Consider the following 20,303-nt stretch of genomic DNA (forward strand, 5'->3'; position numbering starts at 1 on the left):
CACATAAACAATTCAGAGAACAAGGCAGCGATGAAGAACTCATTACTACTCGGACTGCTCATCGTCCTTGGGGGCTGCGCCTCTCAACCCTGTGACCAACCGGGCAGCTCCTGTCGTGCAGAGCGACTGCTCTATCAGAACGATCTTCTGCAGGCCAAGATTCTCATTTCCATCGGCGACGAAGACGGCTACGAGCTCGCCGACGCTCTGCTCGAGCGCAGCGCTCATCTCGACGAGCACGGCGAAGTCGAGTTCTATCAGGCACTGTTGCTAATACGCCAGGGCCCGCAACAGGCGGGCGTGCTGAACCTACTCGAACAGGCGCGCGCCAAGGGCCACCCGCATGCCGCGGCGCTGCTCTACAAAATGCACCAGGAGCCTTATCTGCTGGACGAACGCGACGCCACCAAGGCCGAGGAATATCGCCAGGCCTACGCCGAGCTGGATGTCGCGCGCAGCGGCTATCCCTCCTTCGATAAAGCTCTGGAGCTGGTCTCCCAGCTCGTTGAGCCGCCGCCGCCAATACCCGAGCGGGTCGATCCCTGTCCCACTAAATGCCTGTGAACTGCCTCACCGGGGTGTAGGTGTCTGCGATACCTTGGGCTCCTGCTCCCCGTCCATCACGGCTTGCGCCTCTTCACGCGTGGCATAGGGGCCGGCAATCGTCTTGCCGTCCATTTCCACCACCCAACAAGTCACCCAGGTCGGGCGCCAACCCTGCGGTACCTGGTCTCCGGTCAGCTGTTTGATCGTCGTCTGCATGCCTACCTCCACATTAGTACGTTGCTGCAGGCGTGCCGGCGACACACCCTCTTCAATAAAGGGACCACAAGTTCGGCCGTTTTTCTCGCCGAAACAAACCGTTGCTGTTTTGGCTCGAACTGCCGGGACGTCCTGTCGTTCTATTAATAGGCGAGAAGGCCGTTTCGTCCTTATCGAGAGATGCCCATATCAAGACGACGAGGGCTCCGATGCAGATCCGTCAGACACGTGGCTGCAAGACATTGCTGTTGTTGGTGGCGCTCACGCTTATCCTCGCCGGCTGCAGCCGCATCAACCTCGCGTACCGCAACCTGGACACGCTGATCCCGTGGTGGATCGATGACTATCTGGATTTGAATCGCGATCAGCAGAAGCGCTTCCGCTCGCAGCTGCGCGACCATCTTAGCTGGCACTGCCAAACGCAATTACCGGTCTATCTCGACATCCTCGGACAGCTGCAGTACCAGGTTCGGCGGGATGAAATCAACGAGGCCACGCTGCGCAATCACTATCAATATGCGAAACAGGCGATTCAGGCAATTACCGAAGAAATCACCCCGACCACCACGCAGCTTCTGCGTGATCTTGACGATGCACAGGTCAGAACGCTCAACGAGGCGCTCGAGAAAGACCGTCGCGAGCGGGCCGAGAAATACTTGCAGCCACCACTGGACCGCCAGATCAGAGAGCGTGCCGAACGCATGGGCGAGCGGGTCGAGCATTGGCTGGGCACGATCAGCGCGGCGCAACGGCAACGCATCCTCGTCTGGGCGCATACGCTTGGAGAACATAACCGGGTGTGGCTGGACAACCGGGTGCAGTGGCAACACGCCCTGAGTGCCGCGGTCGCCCAGCGTCGCGAAGCAGGTTTCGATGACCGCATCGCGCGGCTGCTGCAAGGCGGCGAAGCCTTCTGGACTGACGAGTACCGAGCGGCCTTCGACCGCATCGAACAGGCTGCCTTGGACTTGGCCAGCGATCTCTACGCGATGTCCGGTGCCGACCAGCGAGGTCATCTCGACCGGCAATTGGAGAATCTGCGCAAGGATCTGGGCTCGCTGGCCTGCTTGCCGGAGTCGCGCTGACTGCAGCCTCTTTAGCGTTTACGACAGCACAACAGCAGTCCGACTACGCCTACCGCAACTCCTCCGGCCAGCATCAAGGTGCGCTGCGAGTGGCTGCCTTTACGCCATCCGCCATCTATTCGCCGCTGACCCAGTGCCGGATGGAACAGATTGCCGGAAGAAGGCGCCACTCGATCGGCACGCCGCAGCGCGGCACCGGTCAGCAGCCCCGATAACTGATTGAAACCAGGCGTCACGAAATGCGCGAAGCGCAGCAAGGTCGCCACCATCCCAACCGAGGTGGTATGCCGAGGATGCAACGCCAGGCTGATCATCGCCTCGGCCACTTGGCGGGGATCGCACAGCGGTGGCGGCGGTTGCAGCGAACGCCCGGCATAGTTGCCACCGTCGCGGAAACCAGGGGTATCGACCACCGATGGGTATACGTCGCATACATGTATTCCCGGCCATTGCGCCAACTCACCGCGCAGCGCCTGGGAAAAGCCGCGCAGGCCGAACTTGCTGGCCGAATAGGCCACGGCGAATGGCTGCGGCACCCAACTGCCGACGGAGAGCGTATTGATCAGAATGCCGGCGTTCTGCTGTTTGAAGTAAGGCAACACCACATGCGCGCCCCGCAGATAGCCGATCAGATCGGTCTGCACGACTTGCTCGTGAGCATCCAGCGGCGTCTCGTCGAATGTGCCGACCGCCCCGACACCGGCGTTGTTGATCCAGATGTCGATGCGCCCTTGGCCGAACTCGGCGGCTGCCGTGGCCAGTTGTTCCACCGAGTCGCTGATGGTCGTGTCGGTTGGCACCACGAGCGCCTCGCCGCCGAGCGCCCGGCATTCTTCAGCCGCCTCCTGCAACGCCTCCTCGTCACGTGCAGCCAACACCACACGGGCACGCCGACGTGCAAATGCTTGCGCGGTGGCGCGCCCAATACCACTGGACGCACCGGTGATAACCACCACCGCGCCTTCGAGTCTGTTTTCAGTCATGCCCGATTCTCCGGTTTGCTGTCGTTAACAGCTGACAGCCGCGGCGAGGCAAACATTCCCCGCCGTCCGGAGGATCGTCGGGGTCAAACCATCTGCAGCGCCTGTCGGCGAGACGGTGGCGGAAAGGCATCGTCGAGGATGCTCAGGTCTTCCGCCGTCAACTGCAGCTCTGCGGCGGACGCGTTGGCGCGCAGATGAGTCGGGTTGGAAGATTTCGGAATCACCAAAACGCCGGGCTGGCGCAAGGCCCAGGCCAACGCCACCTGAGCGGGCTGCGCTCCGTGACGGCGAGCGACGTTGACCACTGCCGAATGCCGCAACAACGCACCGCCCTGCCCCAACGGACAATACGCCATGACCGGCATACCCTGCGCCTGGCTCCAGGGCAGCAGGTCGAATTCGATCCCCCGTTCGCTAGGGTTGTAGAGCACCTGGTTGGCTGCACAAGCGGGCGCATTCAGCTCACGCATGTCGTCCAGATCGAGATTCGACACGCCCCAGCGACGGATCTTGCCCTGCTCCCTGAGCCGCTCGAAGGCTTCGACGGTTTCCGTCAGCGGATACTGGCCGCGCCAGTGCAGCAGATACAGATCGATGCAATCGGTACCGAGCCGACGCAGGCTGCGCTCGCAGGCCTCCGGTACGCCTTTTTGGCTGGCGTTGTGCGGATAAATCTTGCTGACCAGAAAGACCCGGTCTCGACGACCGCGTATTGCTTCACCGACAACCTCCTCCGCACCGCCTTCGCCGTACATCTCCGCGGTATCGATAAGCGTCATGCCCAGCTCTATGCCGAGCTGCAGTGCTGCGACCTCGTTGTTGCGTTCGGCCGGATTCTCACCCATGTGCCAGGTGCCCTGGCCGATCACAGGGACTTCGGTTCCATCTGTCAGTGTCAGGGTACGCATCAGCCGTTCCCTCGCACGCTCTGCTCGGCGACCGGCTCGGCCCAGGGATCGTAGGTGCCGAAATTCCACAGGTGACCCTCCAGGTCGCGGCAGCTGAAGCCTCGCCCACCGTAATCCTCGTCTTTCAACTCGATGACGATCTCCGCCCCGGCAGCCTTGGCCTTGGTATAGAGCGCATCGGCGCTGTTGACGATGACATAGATGCTCTGCGTGGAAACACCGCCCACCTGGTCCGGCATCTTCACCTGGCGACCGTACTCGGAATCGCTAACCGGACCGAGCATCAGCATGCCGCTGCCGAAGTTGAGCTGGGCGTGAATGACGCCCACTTGCGCATCCTCTACCACCAGGTGCTGCTCGAAATCGAATACTCGACACAGCCAGTCCAGCGCCGCGGGTACGTCACGGTAATGCAGACAGGGAATGAGATTGGATGTGGTGTTTTTGCTGTACAGGGACATGAAAGCTCCTTCCGATTGCCGCGGCCATCGCCGTCGTACAAGACGCACCGCATACGCATTCAGACCGATAACGGCGTCGACGTTCCCACGGTTATGCGCGTTCGGCCAACCCGAGGCGAATACCCAGGCCGATCAGCACCGACCCGAGGACACGATCGAGCCATTGGCTCAGTCGCTGATTGCCGCGTAGCGCCGAACTGGCGCGAGCTGCCAGCAGCACGAGCATGCATTCCACGACGATCGCCACCAGAACGACCAACACACCCAGCACCAGCAGCTGCAGCGCCACTGCGCCCTGGTCCGGACGCACGAACTGCGGCAGAAACGCCATGAAGAAGATCGCAGCCTTTGGGTTGAGAATGTCCACCAGAATGCCCTGGCGATAAGCCTGCCAGGCGGTAGTCCGCGGCGCCGTTCCAAGGTTGAGCTGCGTACCGACGCCCGCAGAGCGCAACGCCTGGATGCCCAGGTACAGCAGATAGGCCGCACCGACATACTTGACCACCGTAAAGGCCAGCGCCGAAGTAGCCAGAATCGCCGAAATCCCCAGCGCCGCGGCGGCCACATGAACCAGAGCACCACTGCACACGCCGCATGCCGAGGCCACGCCGACACGCCGCCCACCGGAGAGCGTACGCGACAGCACGAACAGCAGATCGGGACCGGGCGACAGGTTCAGCGCCAGAGCAGCCGAGAAAAAGACCAACCAGAACGCCGGATCAGACATTTCGGCCCCAGTCATGAGCGAAGAAAGACACTGAATGTAGTCGAGCGAACTTCGGCTTTCCAGACTTGCATTTCGCACCCACGCAGGCAGTTCGTCGGAAAACTGGCATTCACTCACAGTTCCGACTTTTTATTGTCACCCTGCTGAACTACCTTGTTAGCGTTAATGTCAAAGCGCCACGGCCCCGGTCAGGAACGCGGGCGCAGCCCGACACAGCCATGAATAGCAAAGGAAATGCTCATGATCGATGAAGCCAGCGCGGCACTCGTCGCCCCCTCCGCTCGTCTCGTCCTGTTGTCCAACAGCGAACTGCTGGACAGCTCGTTCCACCAACATCTTCACGATAGCCCCCAGTTGCGCCTGACGCGTAGCAACGCGCTCCGCCCGGGAGTGAACGATGCAGACTTGATCCTGATCGACGTCGGCAGCTTCACCGACGAAGAATGCCTTCGCCTGCTTCGGCAGCTGCGCGATACGGTCACCGCGCTGGTCAATGCGCAGCCGGAACAGGCACGCCGGCTGCTGGAGTTACACCCCTGGATCAAGGGCGTCTTCTACCCGAGCACAAGCCGCAGCAATTTCAGCCGCGGCGTCACCGTCATGCTCAACGGTGGCGACTGGCTGCCCCGCGCGCTGATGGAAAAACTGCTCGGCCGTTATCGCCAGCTGACCCATGCGTCGCGCGCCATCGATGATTTATCGGTGCGCGAAAAGCAGATCCTTGCGCTCGCCGGCAAGGGGCTTTCCAACTCGGAAATCGCCGACTGCCTGCACCTGAGCACTCACACCATCAAGAGCCATATCCATAACGCACTGGGCAAACTGGGCGCGTCCAACCGCGCGCAAGGTGCGTCATTGGTGCTGGGACATGTGAGCGAGGCCGGCACATGAGAGCCGCGTGCCTTTGCCTGATGCTGCTGCTCGCGGCTCAGGCATATGCCGGAGAAGCAGAGCTCAAGGGCTTCATTACCAACAACACCGTTACCCGATCCGGTCAGGAGTTCTATCGCAAGTTTTGCGAACGCCTGAACGACACCAGTTCCCTGGACTTCAACCTGGCGGTCAAGGAAAGACCGTCGGCACGCTGGGGCATTCTGGTCTGGGTCGAGCAGGACAACCAGCCGCTCTACCGCCGCTTTCTGCAACCGAACGTCGGCGACATGGAGCAAACCGCTTATGACGCGGCGGATTACGTGCTGCAAGAGATAAACCGTAAGAAAGTTGAAGCAATGTTCGAAGACACCATTGATCTTGCGAAGGATGAGTTATGAACCGGCCACAACAAAAAACCACCGGCATTCTCCTGGCCGGGCTATTGCTCAGCTCCGCCGTTACGGCAACCGAACTGGTCTACACCCCAGTCAACCCGTCCTTTGGCGGCAGTCCTTTGAACGGTGCCTGGCTGTTGGGCAACGCCCAGGCCCAGAACGACACCAAAGATCCGGACGCGATCGACCGCTCCTCGCTGACCGGCACCTCAGCGCTCGACCGTTTCACCAGCCAGCTGGAGTCACGGCTGCTTGGCGATCTGCTTAATGATGCTAGAGACGGCAAAACCGGGTCGGTCACGACGGATGACTTCATCGTAAATGTCATCAACGACGACCTCGGCAACTTGGTTGTGAGCATCACCGACCGGTTGACCGGCGAAGTGTCCGAAATCGTTATCGGCGAGAACTGATCAAGGAGAGCAAAGGCCATGAGAAGCCTATTCATCGCCATCGGGATGATGGCCGTTCTGCAGGGCTGCGCAGTGCGCGAACCGATGTCCGCAGACCAGGAAACACCCACCCTTACCCCGCGCACCTCGACCTACCAGGACCTGCTTCAACTGCCCCGCCCCAAAGGTCCGCTAGTCGCCGCCGTTTACGGCTTCCGCGACCAAACGGGGCAATACAAACCGAGCCCGGCAAGCTCCTTTTCCACAGCGGTCACCCAAGGCGCGGCGAGCATGCTGGTCGATGCCATGCAGGCCAGCGGCTGGTTCATCGTGCTGGAGCGCGAGGGCCTGCAGAACGTGCTAACCGAGCGCAAGATCATTCGCGCGTCCCAGGCCAAGCCGGACGTGGCGCCGAATATACAGTCGGAACTGCCCTCGCTGCTGGCCGCCAACATCATCATGGAAGGCGCCATCGTCGCCTACGAAACCAACGTGCGCAGCGGTGGCCAGGGCGCGCGCTATCTGGGTATCGGCGTATCGCAGGAGTACCGGGTCGATCAGGTCACGGTCAATCTCCGCGCCGTCGACGTGCGCAGCGGCCAGGTGCTCTCCAACGTGATGACGACCAAGACCATCTACTCCATCGGGCGCAGCGCCAACGTCTACAAGTTCATCGAGTTCAAGGAACTGCTCGAAGCCGAGGCCGGCTACACCACCAACGAGCCGGCGCAGCTTTGCGTGCTGTCGGCGATCGAGGCGGCCGTTGCCCACCTGATTGCCCAGGGCGTCGACCGTCGCCTCTGGCAGACCGCCGACAACACGCCTGCGGTCGAAGCCGAATTGGCGAAATATCTCACCACGCCGACCAAGCTGTAGGTTCGTTCTGTTTCATCGGGCCTGCTCCAGGCCCGAGCAAACGCATAATGCCGTTCACTTAGAAAGCACCGCATCCCCGTACGGGTTTGCGGCGTTTTTCTGGCCTAGCGAATCCGACGCCCCCTCGCCTCTACAGACAGGGCCATCATGCCTTGGTGTTTTGCCTAACGGCTTAAGTGAACGGCTACGAACAAACGCAGCGGTTTCACCCGTTTGATGGATTTGCCGAATCACGGTTTGGGACAGGATGACCTACCGCGATTCAACCAGGGACGACTGATGAAGCACGCGCAATGGATTGCCCGAAAAGCACTGCTGCCACTGCTCTTCGCAACGCTAGCCAGCCCCGCTCTTCAAGCAGCCGGCCTGCCCGCTTCGCTCGATCTGGCTACCAATGAATTCGCCGCTAGTCAGGTCCACGCAATTGCACTCTCCCGGCCAGCCGTCGCCCCAATAGCCGGCAACCTCGCCTTCATTGCCCAGGCCGGAAACAGCCTGACCGGGGACATCACGCAGATCGGCAACGCACTGGAAGCCCTCATCCTCCAGAGCGGCTATGCGCACGAGGCATCCATCGAGCAGCACGGCAACCACAACCAGGGATTGATTGTTCAATCAGGCGCCTACAACCAGGCCCGGATCGAGCAATGCGGCGCGCACAACAACGCGCTGATCGAACAGACCGGTACCGGGCATCGCAGTAGCGTCACGCAGAACGGCCAGGGTCTGAGCGTGCTGGTTCGCCAGTACCGCTGAAACAAAGCACCACCAGGAAGTACCGCTGAAAACATTCCATGGAGAGATAACAATGTTCAAGATCAAACCCCTTGTAGCTGCCATCCTGACTATCGCCACTGCCCAGGCCTTCGCCGCTGAGCACACCTCCGAACAACGCCAGAACGGCATCGACAACATCGCCGAGGTCAGTCAAATCGCTGGCAGCTCGAACACCGCCACTCAGTTGCAGAGCGGCTTGGGCAACCACGCGATGGTCGAGCAGAACAGCTCGTTCTCGTCCTCGGTCCTGCAAACCCAGATAGCCAACTTCCATAAGGCCGAGGTCAACCAGACGGTCGCTTTGCGCAGCACCGCGGAGCAATGGCAGAACGGTAAAGGCAACGAGGCCAGCATCAGCCAGGGCGGTACTTGGGACAGCAGCGCTGACCAGCATCAGCAGGGCAACGCCAACATCGCCGAAACCGAACAGGTCGCCACCCGTGGCGCCGACGCCGTTACAGAGCAGCTGGGCAACCGGAACTACGCCAACAGCTATCAGGCGCTGGCCAACGGCAGCAAATCCGAGCTTTACCAAGACGGTAACCTCAACGATGCAAGCGTCAGCCAGTCGTTCAGCTCGAATGACCGCGCCATGATCGACCAGCAAGGTAAAGAGAACGCTGCGGTAATCGCTCAGAACTGGAGCTCCGGCTCCATCACCGAAGTCGAGCAGGTCGGCAACCTCAACACCGCACATGTCAGCCAGACTGGCGCCAACCAAGAGGCTTACACCTACTCGGGCGGGAACGACAACAACCTGAACGTAGATCAGCAAGGCCGCTACCAGAATGCCTTCGTCTATCAGCAGGGCAACGAGAACGACGCCAACCTCGCCCAGCGCGGCAATGGCAACACCGCCACTGCCAATCAGTACGGATTCGGCAACGAGGCAGTGATCGATCAGGACGGTCGTCATCAGGTCGCCACGGTTAATCAACATGGCAGCTACAACGACGCTACGGTCGATCAGTTAGGCAATGCCAATGAGCTGAACTTCAACCAGTCCGGCATGCACAACATGCTCAGCGCCGTACAGGAAGGTGAAGGCAACCGCATCACCGGATCCAGCAACAACGCCGGTAACGACGTCGATATCGTCCAGGACGGCGACCTCAACCTGGCCAGCATCACCCAGGACGGTGTAAACAACATGGCCATCCTGTCCCAGTACGGCGAAAGCCATCTGGCGACCGTCATTCAGAATGGCACCGGCCACGAGGCGTTGGTCGACCAGAGCGGTATGGGCAACAACGCGTTAATAAGCCAGGCTGGCCTCAACAACATGGCGATCGTTACCCAACACTGATCCCCTGCAATACCCACAACTGCCGGCCCTGCGCCGGCAGTTTCGTTTTCTGCGGCAGCGATTAGTGCTTCTGCTAGAGACTGTTCCCGTTTTGCTGCGCTCTCGACGGAACCCACGCTTTCGGCTCTTCGGGTGAACGCATCACCGTAGGGCCGAACTTGTTCGGCCTTCACAAACCTCTGGCCGAATAAATTCGGCCCTACGGACTTGAGCGTCCAAAACAATCTTTTTAGCCCAGCCGTTTAGGCTGAAACGGGACCAAACACCTAGCCGCAGCAGTGTGCGCTCCACCAAATCAATCTTCTCTTGGGCACTTCGTCTGCGGCCGAATCGCAGCGAACAGCTAAACGCTTCGAGCTTGCGTGTATCTGCCACCGTCTTAAAACCACCGCACGGGACAGCGTTGCGCCTCCACAAAACAATGAAATAAAACGATTTCTGTGGTATTTCCGCTGCGCTTGATCGACTGGCGCGGTACTGCTTCGAGCACAACGCCCGCCCGTTTGGACAACGCTCAAAATAAAGCAGCCGCAACTGCAACAAGGGAGCACATCGATGAAATGCAGCCTCAGCACCGCCGTCTTCGCGGCGGGATTGACTTTCGCCAGCCAGGCCATGGCCGACCCAATGCTTTGGCAGAACAACAGCCTGACCTACCTCTACGGCAAAAATTTCGCCGTCGACTCAGGCGAGGACGGGCGTGAGGCCGATATCCAGCAGACCATTACCTTCGAACACGCCAGTGGCTGGACCTGGGGCGACATGTTCCTGTTCGTCGATCACAAGTGGTTCAACGGTCACTCGGGCAACGACGGACGCACGTATTACGGCGAATTCAGCCCGCGTCTGTCACTGGGCAAGATCACCGGGCGAGACCTATCGTTTGGGCCGGTCACCGACGTCCTGCTTTCGGCGACCTACGAGCGAGGCGAAGGACGCAATCGCAACTACCTGCTCGGCCCGGCCATCGACCTGGCCGTACCGGGCTTCGATCGTCTGTCGATCAACACCTACTACCGCAAGCCGGACGGCATCACCGGCCAGGCCAGTGGCCAATGGCAGATCACGCCAACCTGGGCCATGACGTTCCCGCTGGGCAAATCCGACATCCTCTTCGATGGCTATATCGATTGGGTGGTCAACGATGCCGGCTCCAAATCCAGCAACGATTTCGTCGCCAAGAACCTGCACATCAACCCGCAGATCAAGTACGACCTGGGCAAGGCGCTGGACTACACCCCGGGCAAGCTCTACGTCGGTATCGAGTACGACTACTGGTCGGACAAATATGGCGTGCAGGACAGCGCTGCGTTCAACACCAACAACAACGTCACCAACTTCATCGTCAAGGCCCACTACTGACCTCACTGGTCCTTCAGGTGTCGCCGCGAGCCAAACCGCCGAAAACGGGTGGCTCGGAGGCGGCATCAGTTTCGGCCACGCAGCTCTTCGATGCGCTCTGCCAACGCATCGATCGTGAAGGGTTTGGTCAACAGGCCCATGCCTGGCTCGAGTTGGCCCTTGCCCATCACCGCACTTTCCGCGTATCCGGTGATAAACAGCACGTTCAGTGCGGGGTCGGTCTGGCGAGCAGCATCGGCCAACTGACGGCCATTCATACCGCCCGTCAGCCCGACGTCCGTGACAAGCAGCGCAACCGGCTCATCGCTCTGGAGAATGCTCAGCGCGCTCTTGCCATCGATGGCATGCAGCACCCGATAGCCCAGCTCCTCGAGAACCTCCACCACCAGCAGGCGCACCGCCGGCTCATCATCGACGACCAGGATCGTCTCGCCTGCCCCACCGCTTACCTGAAATGCCGCCCTGGGGTCGATTACCGTATCGCTCCGCTGCACATTAGCGACCACGTGCGGCAGATACAGGCAGATCGTGGTGCCATTATCCGGCTCGGACTGGATCTTCACCTGCCCGCCCGATTGTCGGGTAAAGCCGTACACCATCGATAATCCCAGACCGGTTCCCATGCCCAAGGGTTTGGTGGTGAAAAACGGATCGAATGCCTGCGCTGCGATTTCCTTGGACATGCCGACGCCGGTATCCGCGACGCATATGCGCACGTACTGCCCAGCCGGCACATCGAGCTCCAACGCCTCGCTGTCTTTCAGCCAGGTATTGCTGACGCCGATCGACAGCGTCCCGCCGTCAGGCATCGCATCACGCGCATTGATGGCAAGATTGAGCAAGGCGTTTTCCAACTGATTACGGTCCACCAGCGTTGGCGAAAGACCCTCAGCGCACTGCGTTTCAAGCAAGATCGAAGGCCCGACCGTGCGGCTGAGCAGTTCGCGCAAGTCGCTGACCAGTTCGCAGACGTCGGTACCCATCGGGTTGAGCGTCTGGCGGCGAGAAAATGCCAGCAATCGGTGTGTCAGCGCCGCCGCTCGGCGGGTCGCGTTCTGGGCGACTGTCACGTACTGAGCGATCGATTCGACACGGCCCTGCTCGATGCGCTTTTCGAGCAGTTCAAGGCTGCCGCCGATGCTGGTCAGCAGGTTGTTGAAGTCATGCGCCAGGCCCCCGGTCAATTGGCCGACGGCTTCCATCTTCTGGCTTTGGCGCAGTTGCGCCTCTGCCTGAGCGAGCGCCTGTGCCTGTTCCTTTTCGGCGGTGATGTCACGCCCCACGGCATTTATCACACCATCCGCCGGCCGGGCCGACCAGGTGAGCCAGCGATAGCTGCCATCGGTGCAGCGGTAGCGATTCTCGTAATGCAGAAAAGAACGCCCCTCCGACAACTGTCGAACGGTCGCGCTTGTGTCCGCCAGGTCGTCCGCATGTATGAAGTCGAGAATATTGGCGCCCAGCAGTTGCTCTTCCGACCAGCCCAGCAGTTGTTCCCAGGCCGGATTGACCGCAACGATGCTGCCATCGATACGGCAGCGAAGCATCACGTCGCTGGACAACTCCCAGAGCTGGTCGCGGTCCTTGGTACGGGTTGCGACATCCTCGCGCAGCGAGACGGTCAGGGCTTGCAGGGCCTGCTCCGCGTTGCGACGTGCGGAGATGTCGTTGAACAAAATCGCGACACGCTGTTCGGACGGCTCGCCGATCGGCATAGCCTGCACCTCGAACCAACGCTGCAACGCCTCGGCATTGTTCTCGAAACGCACCGGGCGGCGGCTCAGCGCCACCTCGCCGTAAATATCGAACCAGTGCTGCTCGTGAGCAGGCGCTAGGTCGCGCATCCATTTGCCGACCGCATCGACCAGCCCGGTCTGGCGCTCGAAGGCCGGATTGGTTTCGACGAAGCTATAGTCGATCGGCTTGCCCTGCGCATCGAATTTCATCTCGATGATGCAGAAGCCCGCATCGATCGCCTCGAACAGCAGTCGATAACGGTCGTCGCTCTCGGCCAGCCGGCGCGCGGCCTCGTCTTCCGCCGTGCGGTCACGCAGGATCTTCAGGAAACCGAAATGGCCCTCCTCGCCAAGCAGTGGCGTGAGCGTGCCCGCCCCGCGTAAGCGTGATCCATCAGCACGGATATACCAGCGTTCATGGCTGGTGCTGCCATCCTTCAGCGCGCGTTGCATCTGCTCGCGCAGCAGTTCCGCATTGCGCTCACCGCCGCTGAATAGATGATCGAACGGCTGTCCGCACATCTGTTGCGCTGTCCAACCGAAGACACGCTCGGCGCCCACGCTCCACGCCGTGATGATGCCTTCGCGATCGGTGGTGAGCATGGCGCAATCGCTGGCGGCATCGAAGATTGCCTGCACTTGCCGTTCTGGTTCAGGAATGGCGTTGTCTCCTGTAGCTGGTCGAGTCACAGATCCTCGAGACCCCGCGACGGTTGGTGTGGAGTTCGGCTGGCCTTGCCAAGATGCAAGGCGCCAAGATTAGCTGCTGGCAATTTGCCGGTGAAGCTTCAGCAAAAAAGGATAGCAGCCATACCTAGTGACTTTGATGTAACGACTCCATGCCACGCAGGCGACGCTAACCCGGCGTGCGGCTGAAGACCAGCGCCTTCAGCCCGCTGTCGGGGCTGACATCCGGGAATTCCGGCGGGTTCGGCAAACGCTGCTGAAACACCAAGTCCGGCGCCTCGGCCGCAACGCCTTCGATGATGAATTCGGGGCCCACGTCGGGATCGTTGATGCAGGCCAGCACCGTGCCGGTGGAGGTCAGCAGCTCCGGCAAGCGCCGAAGGATCTTCCGGTAATCCTTGTCGAGCGCAAAGCTACCTTTCTGGAACGATGGCGGATCGACGATTACCAGATCGTAAGGGCCGCTTTTCTTCACCTTGCCCCACGACTTGAACAGCTCGTGGCCGAGAAAGCTGACCTTGCTCAGGTCATGCTCGTTGAGCCGATGATTGTCGCGCCCGCGACTGAGCGCTGCGCGCGCCATGTCGAGGTTGACCACATGCTCGGCGCCGCCCGCGATGGCCGCTACTGAAAAACCACAGGTGTAAGCGAAGAGGTTCAGTACCCGCTTGCCCTGCGCCTGTTCCTGCACCCAGCGACGGCCGTAGCGCATGTCCAGAAACAGCCCATTGTTCTGCTTGATGCCGAGATCGAGCTTGTAGCGCAGCCCGTTCTCGCTGATCAGCCATTCGCTGACTGGCTCGCCCAACAGCTGTTCCATGTGGCTGTCGGGCAGATAGCGGTGCTGCAACAGCAGGCTATGCGCCCCACTGTTCTGCCACTCGGCGCCTTGGGTGAGTGCCGACAAGCCGAGCCTTAGCGCATCCAGCTCGGCGTCCGCCGGTGCGCGGAACAACGAAACCAGCACGATGCCCTGCAGCCAATCGACCGTCACATGCTCAAGCCCCTCCCAGCAGCGACCGCGCCCATGAAACAGACGGCGGGTCTCATCGGGCAGCTGCACCAAGGCAGTGGCGAGGTGGTTCTGCAAAGTGACAAGGGCATCGGCGTGCATGAAGGTCATCGTTAATTAGAGAAAGCGCGCGATTTTAAACAGGATTCGAAGCGCTTGCGGGCCTGCCGCCCATGCAACCACCCCGAAAAGCTCGTGTCGCCGGCTCGCCAAACGTACCGAGTCGACCAATAGCCCTACAGCTTCAGTAGGGTGCGCCGATAACGCAAACGTATGGGCGTTCTTCCGCCGTAGCCCCTTGTAACGAGCACAACCATGACCTTCTTGAAAACGATCCAGGCACGCTACCTCACCACTTTTGCGGCCTTCATCCTCGTCGCCATCGGGCTGACGCTGTTAGGCATCAACCAATTCGTCGCGCCCCAGTTGAAAGCCACCGAAGTCCAGTTAGTGGAAGAAAAAGTCGACGAAATCGCCCAGGCAATTCGGCTCAATTTGGCGCGGATCGAAAGCCAATCCCGCGCTATTACCCAAACCGTCGCGCTGCTCGACAGCGACCAGATCGACGCGGTGTTGCCGGGCCTGATTGACCAGTACGGCGATCAGAAGGTGTTCGGCGGCGGCATCTGGCCGCTGCCCAACGCACGGACGCCCGGCGTGGCGAAACACAGCACCTTCTATCACCGTGACGCCAGCGGTCAGCTGAAGATCAACACGCACTGGAACAGCGCCGAGTCGCTGAACTACTTCGAGCAGCCCTGGCACCGGGCCGGCGCGCAAACACCAAGCGGGCGCTGCGCCTGGGCGGCCGCCTACAAGGACGACGCCAGTGCCGAACCACGCACCAACTGCGCCATGGCGATCAACAAGAACGGCAGCGTCTACGGCGTATCGACCATCGACCTGACGCTGGGCTTCTTCAACGAACTGGTCGCGACCAAGGAAAGGGAAATCCAGGGCCAGATCATGATCGTCGAAGCGGACGGCAAGATTCTTAGCAACCTGCCCGCCCTGAGCGAACAGATCGTCCTGAAAAACGTCTCCGAGCTGGCGTCACGCACGCCGTTCGTGGCGCAGATCAAGGCCGCGCTGGACCGTGGCGACCAGCGCAGCTTCACCGAGTTCGAAGGCCAGAATGGCGAGCAGACCTCGTTCTTCCTCAAGCCCATCGAGGGCACGCCCTGGCTGCTCGCTACCGCGCTGCCCAGCCACCTGCTGACCGAGAAGACCCGCTCGGTGCTCGGCACCTTGGGCTGGCTGCAATTGCCGTTGGTGGGTTTCCTTTTGCTGCTGATGGTCGTCGCGCTGCGCAATCTGATGCGTCGGCTGCATCTGCTGTCGGCCAACATCCAGTCGCTGTCGTCCGGTGACGCGGATCTGACCCGCCGCATCGAGATCAAGGGCGACGATGAAGTCGACCGCATCGGTGTCGCAGTGAACCGCTTCATCGCTTACCTGCAGGAAATGATCGCCGACCTGGCCACCTCGTCCCGCCAGATTTCGGTCGAACTCGAACAGCTCAAGCAGCAATCTGATCACACCAACGGCATTCTGGCTCGCCATGCCAGCGAAACGGATCAGGCGGTGACGGCCATCACCGAAATGAGCTCCACGGCCGACTCGGTCGCACAAAGCGCCAACGAAACCGCGAGCTTCACCCAGGCCGCCAACGACCACGCCGCGCATTCGCGTCGTACTGTCGACGAAGCGGCGCAAAGCGTGCTGGCACTGGTCAATGAAGTCGACTCGGCCACCGCGCGCGTCCAGGCGATGCAGCAGGACGCCCGCCGCATCAATGATGTATTGGGCGTGATCGGCGAAATCGCAGGGCAGACCAACCTTCTCGCGCTGAACGCCGCCATCGAAGCCGCCCGTGCGGGCGAGCAGGGTCGCGGATTCGCCGTGGTCGCAGACGAAGTCCGCGCGCTCGCCGGGCGGACGCAGCAGAGCACGTCGGAAATCAACGAGATGCTCGCGGCCTTGCAGAGCGCTGTCGATGCTGCGGTAGACGCGATGGAAAAAACCAAAGGCAGCTGCCAGGCCACCGCCGAGCGGACCACGCGCGTCAACAGCGGGCTCGATGAAATGGCCGACTCGGTCAACCGCATCCACGATCTCAGCGCGCAGATCGCCGCGGCTGCCGAGGAGCAGAGTGCCGTCAGCGGGGAAATCAACCAGAACATGGTTGCGGTGCGGGATATGGTCGACGAACTGGTGGAATCCGGCGTGACGGTGAGCAAGAGCACCGATGGCCTGTCCGCATCCAACGACCGCCTGATCGCCATGGTGAGCCGCTTCAAGCTGTAACGCGAAAGCGCGTGGAAACGCTGCGGTCGACGATGGGTGATGAGGGCTTCAGTGCTGCCCCATTCGAGCATCTGTCCGCGTCAGCGAAACGCCCACCACCCCGGCTTTTCACCTGGCGTCGCCGTCGCGGCGACGCCAGGAATGCCGCGCTAACGCGCTGGCTATGCGGAACGGCCTGGTAAAAGCCGAGTCGGATTGAATAACGGCGCCTCTCGCATATCATTTGCGCAATATCCCCCCGCAGGCGTCTATCGAGCGGCTTTAGCCCGGCTATTGTTGGGCATACTTTGCCTCGCAATCGGCAACTGCTCGATGGTCGGAGCGCCAGAAGTACAGGAACGCGGCGACCTTATGCAGAGCCCGCGAAAGGAGTATGGAATGACCGAATCCCCTGATTTTACCTTCACCCAAGACGACGACTCGCTGCGTATCTCAACCGGCAGCGAAGGCCTGGATGACATCCTCGGCGGTGGGCTGGACCCCAACCGGATGTACCTCTACGAGGGCAGCCCCGGCTCCGGCAAGACCACCCTCGCGCTTCAGTTCCTGCTCGAAGGCGTGCGCAAAGGCGAACAGGTGCTTTATGTGACCCTTTCAGAAACCAAGCAGGAACTGGAGCTCGTTGCCAAGCGCCACGGCTGGACGCTCGAAGGTATCGATGTGTTCGAACTGGTGTCACCGGAAGCCAGCCTCGACCCCGAACTTGAGCTGACGGTGCTGCACCCGGCCGAGATGGAACTGAGCGAGACCATCAGGCAGGTGTTTGATCGCGTCAGCCAAACCAACCCGACCCGAGTCATATTCGACAGCCTGTCCGAGATGCGCCTGCTCGCGCAAAGCCCGCTGCGCTATCGGCGGCAGGTGCTGGCCCTCAAGCATTTCTTCACGACCCGACGCTGCACGGTCATCCTGATCGATGACCAGACCTCGGAAAGCGGAGATTTGCAGCTGCATTCGATCTCCCACGGCGTCGTGATGCTCGAGCAGCTGGCCATCGATTACGGCGCCGAGCGGCGGCGGCTGCGGGTGGTCAAGATGCGCGGCATCCAGTTCCGCGGCGGCTACCACGACTTCAGTATCAAAAAGGGTGGTTTGGAAATTTATCCGCGGCTGATCGCTGCCGAACATCATGCAACCTTTATCGGCGAACTGATCTCCAGCGGCAATGCCGAGCTGGACAAGATGCTCGGCGGCGGCCTGGAGCGCGGCACCAACGCGTTGCTGATCGGCGCGGCCGGCGTTGGCAAGTCTTCGCTGGCGCTGGGTTATGCCATCGCGGCGTGCCAACGCGGCGAGCAGGTTGGGTTTTTCATCTTCGATGAAGGTATCGGCACGCTGCTGGCCCGTGGTCGGGCGCTGGGACTCGATATCGAGCCCTGGATCGAAAAAGGGCTGCTGCACCTGCAACAGGTCGATCCCGCCGAGCTTTCACCTGGCGAATTTACTGCCGCAGTGCGCCATAGCGTCGAAGAACAGGGCGCGCGGGTGGTTGTGTTGGACAGCCTCAACGGCTATCTGAATGCAATGCCTGATGGCCGCTTTCTGATATTGCAGATGCACGAATTGCTCAGCTATCTGGGCCAGCAAGGCGTGATGAGCGTAATGGTAATGGCTCAGCATGGCTTGATCGGACCGATGGAAACGCCCGTGGATCTCAGCTATCTGAGTGATACGGTTATCATGCTGCGCTATTTCGAGCATGCCAGCGTCGTTCGCCGCGCGTTGTCGGTGGTCAAGAAACGCAGTGGTCGCCACGAAAGCACCATCCGGGAATTCAGGCTTGGCGCTTCCGGCATCAAGGTTGGGCCGCCGCTGTCAAACTTCAGCGGCATATTGTTGGGCACACCTGAGTACACTGGCGATGCCACTCCCCTCATGAAAGACGAGCATGACGACGCCTGAGCCAAAAAGCTCGACCGTAGCCATTTACGCCCCTATTGGGCGGGACGGTCCCGCCTCAGCCGATTTACTCCGCCGCAGCGGCATGGACGCTATTGTCTGCCACAGCGTCGATGAAGTGCTGAAGCACGCCGACACGAATGTCGACGCGGTATTCATTGCCGAGGAAGGTCTTTTCGGCCAGGACCTCGATGCGCTGTCGGCCTGGGTCGATCAACAACCGACCTGGTCCGATTTCCCGTTCGTAGTTCTGACCAGCAAACATCAACAACCGGCCGTCGCCGCCTGGCGTCAGCGCATGGTGGCGGCGTTGCGCAACGTCTCACTGCTCGAACGCCCAGTACAAAGCATTACCCTCAGCAGTGCGCTCCAGACCGCGTTGCGTGGAAGGCATCGCCAGTACGAGGTACGGGCGCTGATCGAGGAGCGCGAACAGGCATCCCTCGAACTGGAGGCGCTGGTCATGGAGCGCACCAGCGAACTGGAAAAGGCCAACCTCGAACTTCGCACACAAATGGCCGAGCGCGCGCATATCGAAGAAACGCTGCGCCAGACACAAAAGATCGAAGCCATCGGCCAGCTCACCGGCGGCGTCGCTCACGATTTCAACAATCTGCTGATGGTCATCTCAGGTGGCCTCGACATGATCGACCGACGAGCGGACCCGGAGCGCCGCCAGCGCCTGATGGACGGTATGCGTCAGGCCGCACAACGCGGCGCCGCCCTGACCCGCCAGTTGCTTGCGTTTTCACGACGCCAGTCGCTGGCCCCCGAGCCGGTGGACCTTGCCTTACGCATCAGCCAGATGCGCGAACTGCTCGACCGTAGCCTGCGCGGTGATATTCATGTTCAGGTGCAGTTTGCGCCGGACCTTTGGCCAATCGAGGTCGATCCCGGTGAACTGGAGCTGGTGATCCTCAACCTGGCGGTAAATGCTCGCGATGCCATGCCCGAAGGTGGCTCGATTCTGCTGCAGGCAACCAATGCGCCGAACGAGCAGGTGCTGGGCTGCCGGGGTGATTTCGTCAGGCTGGCGGTGATCGATTCGGGTACCGGTATCCCGGATGATCTGCGCGAGCGGGTGTTCGACCCCTTCTTTACCACCAAGGAAATCGGCAAAGGCTCCGGCCTGGGGCTTGCCCAGGTCTACGGTTTCGCCCGCCAGTCCGGCGGCACGGTGTGGCTCGATACCGAATGCGGGCGAGGCACCAGCGTGATCATGATGCTGCCTCGCTCGGCGCATGTGCCGGATCAAGTGCCCATCGAGGATGCCCGCATCGATGAATCTCCCGACGTGTCCGCAGGTAGCGTCCTGCTGGTCGACGACGACGAAGAAGTCGCCGCGCTGGTGGGCGAGATGCTCGAGCACCTCGGTTACCAAGTGATCCATTCTGCCAGCGCTGCCGCTGCCCTCGGGGCACTGGCGAACGGGCACCGAGTAGACGTTGTCTTTTCCGACGTGATGATGCCCGGCGGCATGAACGGCGTAGAACTGGCGCGAGAAATCCGCACGCGGCAACTCGGCATTCCTGTCCTGCTCACCAGCGGTTACGCCGAGGCGGCGAGAAAGTCGGCGGAGGCCGAAGGCGTGCATGTGCTGGCTAAGCCCTACCGCCTCGAAGAGCTGGGCGCGGCATTGAAACTTGCCATGGAAAGCGCCGAACTGACGAGCCTGGCCGCACTCTGATCCGCCTGCGGTTGTCCGACGAGACTCGCCGCGCCGCGAACTAAGCACATGCAGGGCCGTCGAAACGC

18 protein-coding genes and 2 pseudogenes are annotated in these 20,303 nt (G+C 61.0%); 13 read left to right on the forward strand and 7 right to left on the reverse strand.

The features are described from left to right. Nucleotides 1–30: 30 nt before the first annotated feature. Nucleotides 31–564, forward strand: a complete 534-nt coding sequence (locus tag GYM54_RS07690; protein ID WP_197445622.1) for a hypothetical protein — start codon at nucleotides 31–33, stop codon at nucleotides 562–564. Nucleotides 565–570: 6 nt separating this feature from the next. Here GYM54_RS07690 and GYM54_RS07695 read toward each other — a convergent pair whose 3' ends face one another. Beyond that, nucleotides 571–762 carry a hypothetical protein gene (locus GYM54_RS07695; RefSeq protein ID WP_197445621.1) on the reverse strand — a complete coding sequence of 64 codons (192 nt, stop codon included), beginning with the start codon at nucleotides 760–762 and terminating at the stop codon, nucleotides 571–573. Between the two features lie 209 nt (nucleotides 763–971). On the opposite strand from GYM54_RS07695, the gene GYM54_RS07700 reads away from it, so the two are divergent. After that, nucleotides 972–1,847, forward strand: coding sequence for a DUF6279 family lipoprotein (locus GYM54_RS07700; protein WP_197445620.1), 876 nt, complete (start codon nucleotides 972–974; stop codon nucleotides 1,845–1,847). Between the two features lie 11 nt (nucleotides 1,848–1,858). Here GYM54_RS07700 and GYM54_RS07705 read toward each other — a convergent pair whose 3' ends face one another. The 4 genes from GYM54_RS07705 to GYM54_RS07720 form a co-directional block, all read right to left on the reverse strand. Next, a complete protein-coding gene (locus GYM54_RS07705) occupies nucleotides 1,859–2,830 on the reverse strand; it encodes an SDR family oxidoreductase (protein WP_197445619.1) in 972 nt (323 codons plus the stop codon). An 83-nt stretch (nucleotides 2,831–2,913) separates the two neighbouring features. After that, a complete protein-coding gene (locus tag GYM54_RS07710) occupies nucleotides 2,914–3,738 on the reverse strand; it encodes an aldo/keto reductase (protein WP_197445618.1) in 825 nt (274 codons plus the stop codon). After that, on the reverse strand, nucleotides 3,738–4,199 hold the full coding sequence (locus GYM54_RS07715) for a VOC family protein (RefSeq protein ID WP_197445617.1): 462 nt from the start codon (nucleotides 4,197–4,199) through the stop codon (nucleotides 3,738–3,740). Before GYM54_RS07715 ends, GYM54_RS07710 begins: the two co-directional genes overlap by 1 nt. 91 nt (nucleotides 4,200–4,290) lie before the next feature. Continuing rightward, a complete protein-coding gene (locus GYM54_RS07720) occupies nucleotides 4,291–4,926 on the reverse strand; it encodes a LysE family translocator (protein ID WP_197445616.1) in 636 nt (211 codons plus the stop codon). 240 nt (nucleotides 4,927–5,166) lie between these two features. Between GYM54_RS07720 and GYM54_RS07725 the strand changes: the two genes are divergently transcribed. The 7 genes from GYM54_RS07725 (at nucleotide 5,167) to GYM54_RS07755 (ending at nucleotide 10,907) form a co-directional block, all read left to right on the forward strand. Then, nucleotides 5,167–5,817 (forward strand): response regulator transcription factor, encoded by a 651-nt coding sequence (locus GYM54_RS07725; RefSeq protein WP_197445615.1) that lies wholly within the window; start codon nucleotides 5,167–5,169, stop codon nucleotides 5,815–5,817. After that, nucleotides 5,814–6,197, forward strand: coding sequence for a curli production assembly/transport protein CsgE (gene csgE / locus GYM54_RS07730; protein WP_197445614.1), 384 nt, complete (start codon nucleotides 5,814–5,816; stop codon nucleotides 6,195–6,197). The genes GYM54_RS07725 and csgE overlap by 4 nt, the downstream gene beginning before the upstream one ends. Beyond that, nucleotides 6,194–6,607, forward strand: a complete 414-nt coding sequence (locus tag GYM54_RS07735) for a curli assembly protein CsgF (protein ID WP_197445613.1) — start codon at nucleotides 6,194–6,196, stop codon at nucleotides 6,605–6,607. Before csgE ends, GYM54_RS07735 begins: the two co-directional genes overlap by 4 nt. 18 nt (nucleotides 6,608–6,625) lie before the next feature. Further along, nucleotides 6,626–7,462, forward strand: coding sequence for a CsgG/HfaB family protein (locus GYM54_RS07740; protein WP_197445612.1), 837 nt, complete (start codon nucleotides 6,626–6,628; stop codon nucleotides 7,460–7,462). Between the two features lie 279 nt (nucleotides 7,463–7,741). Then, nucleotides 7,742–8,218, forward strand: a complete 477-nt coding sequence (locus GYM54_RS07745; RefSeq protein ID WP_197445611.1) for a curli production assembly protein CsgB — start codon at nucleotides 7,742–7,744, stop codon at nucleotides 8,216–8,218. 52 nt (nucleotides 8,219–8,270) lie between these two features. Next, nucleotides 8,271–9,545 carry a hypothetical protein gene (locus GYM54_RS07750; protein WP_197445610.1) on the forward strand — a complete coding sequence of 425 codons (1,275 nt, stop codon included), beginning with the start codon at nucleotides 8,271–8,273 and terminating at the stop codon, nucleotides 9,543–9,545. 555 nt (nucleotides 9,546–10,100) lie between these two features. After that, the gene (locus tag GYM54_RS07755; protein WP_197445609.1) at nucleotides 10,101–10,907 is read left to right on the forward strand and encodes an outer membrane protein OmpK; all 807 of its coding nucleotides are present in this window, start codon (nucleotides 10,101–10,103) and stop codon (nucleotides 10,905–10,907) included. 65 nt (nucleotides 10,908–10,972) lie between these two features. Here the strand turns inward: GYM54_RS07755 and GYM54_RS07760 are convergent, their stop codons facing one another. Beyond that, nucleotides 10,973–13,333 (reverse strand): PAS domain-containing sensor histidine kinase, encoded by a 2,361-nt coding sequence (locus GYM54_RS07760; protein ID WP_231752220.1) that lies wholly within the window; start codon nucleotides 13,331–13,333, stop codon nucleotides 10,973–10,975. Between the two features lie 166 nt (nucleotides 13,334–13,499). After that, nucleotides 13,500–14,444, reverse strand: coding sequence for a class I SAM-dependent methyltransferase (locus GYM54_RS07765; RefSeq protein ID WP_197445608.1), 945 nt, complete (start codon nucleotides 14,442–14,444; stop codon nucleotides 13,500–13,502). Nucleotides 14,445–14,657: 213 nt separating this feature from the next. On the opposite strand from GYM54_RS07765, the pseudogene GYM54_RS22005 reads away from it, so the two are divergent. The 4 genes and pseudogenes from GYM54_RS22005 to GYM54_RS07780 all read left to right on the forward strand — a co-directional run. Next, nucleotides 14,658–15,794 (forward strand): annotated as a pseudogene (locus GYM54_RS22005) (cache and HAMP domain-containing protein); the annotation flags it as partial. Between the two features lie 336 nt (nucleotides 15,795–16,130). Continuing rightward, nucleotides 16,131–16,649: pseudogene (locus tag GYM54_RS22010) on the forward strand (methyl-accepting chemotaxis protein); the annotation flags it as partial. A 378-nt stretch (nucleotides 16,650–17,027) separates the two neighbouring features. Continuing rightward, entirely contained in the window at nucleotides 17,028–18,551 is a 1,524-nt protein-coding gene (locus GYM54_RS07775; protein ID WP_197445606.1) for an ATPase domain-containing protein, read from the forward strand. Between the two features lie 82 nt (nucleotides 18,552–18,633). Further along, nucleotides 18,634–20,235, forward strand: a complete 1,602-nt coding sequence (locus tag GYM54_RS07780) for a response regulator (protein ID WP_197445605.1) — start codon at nucleotides 18,634–18,636, stop codon at nucleotides 20,233–20,235. Nucleotides 20,236–20,303: the final 68 nt, after the last annotated feature.

The sequence above is a fragment of the Pseudomonas sp. MTM4 genome, assembly GCF_019355055.1.
Classification (GTDB): Bacteria; Pseudomonadota; Gammaproteobacteria; order Pseudomonadales; family Pseudomonadaceae; genus Stutzerimonas.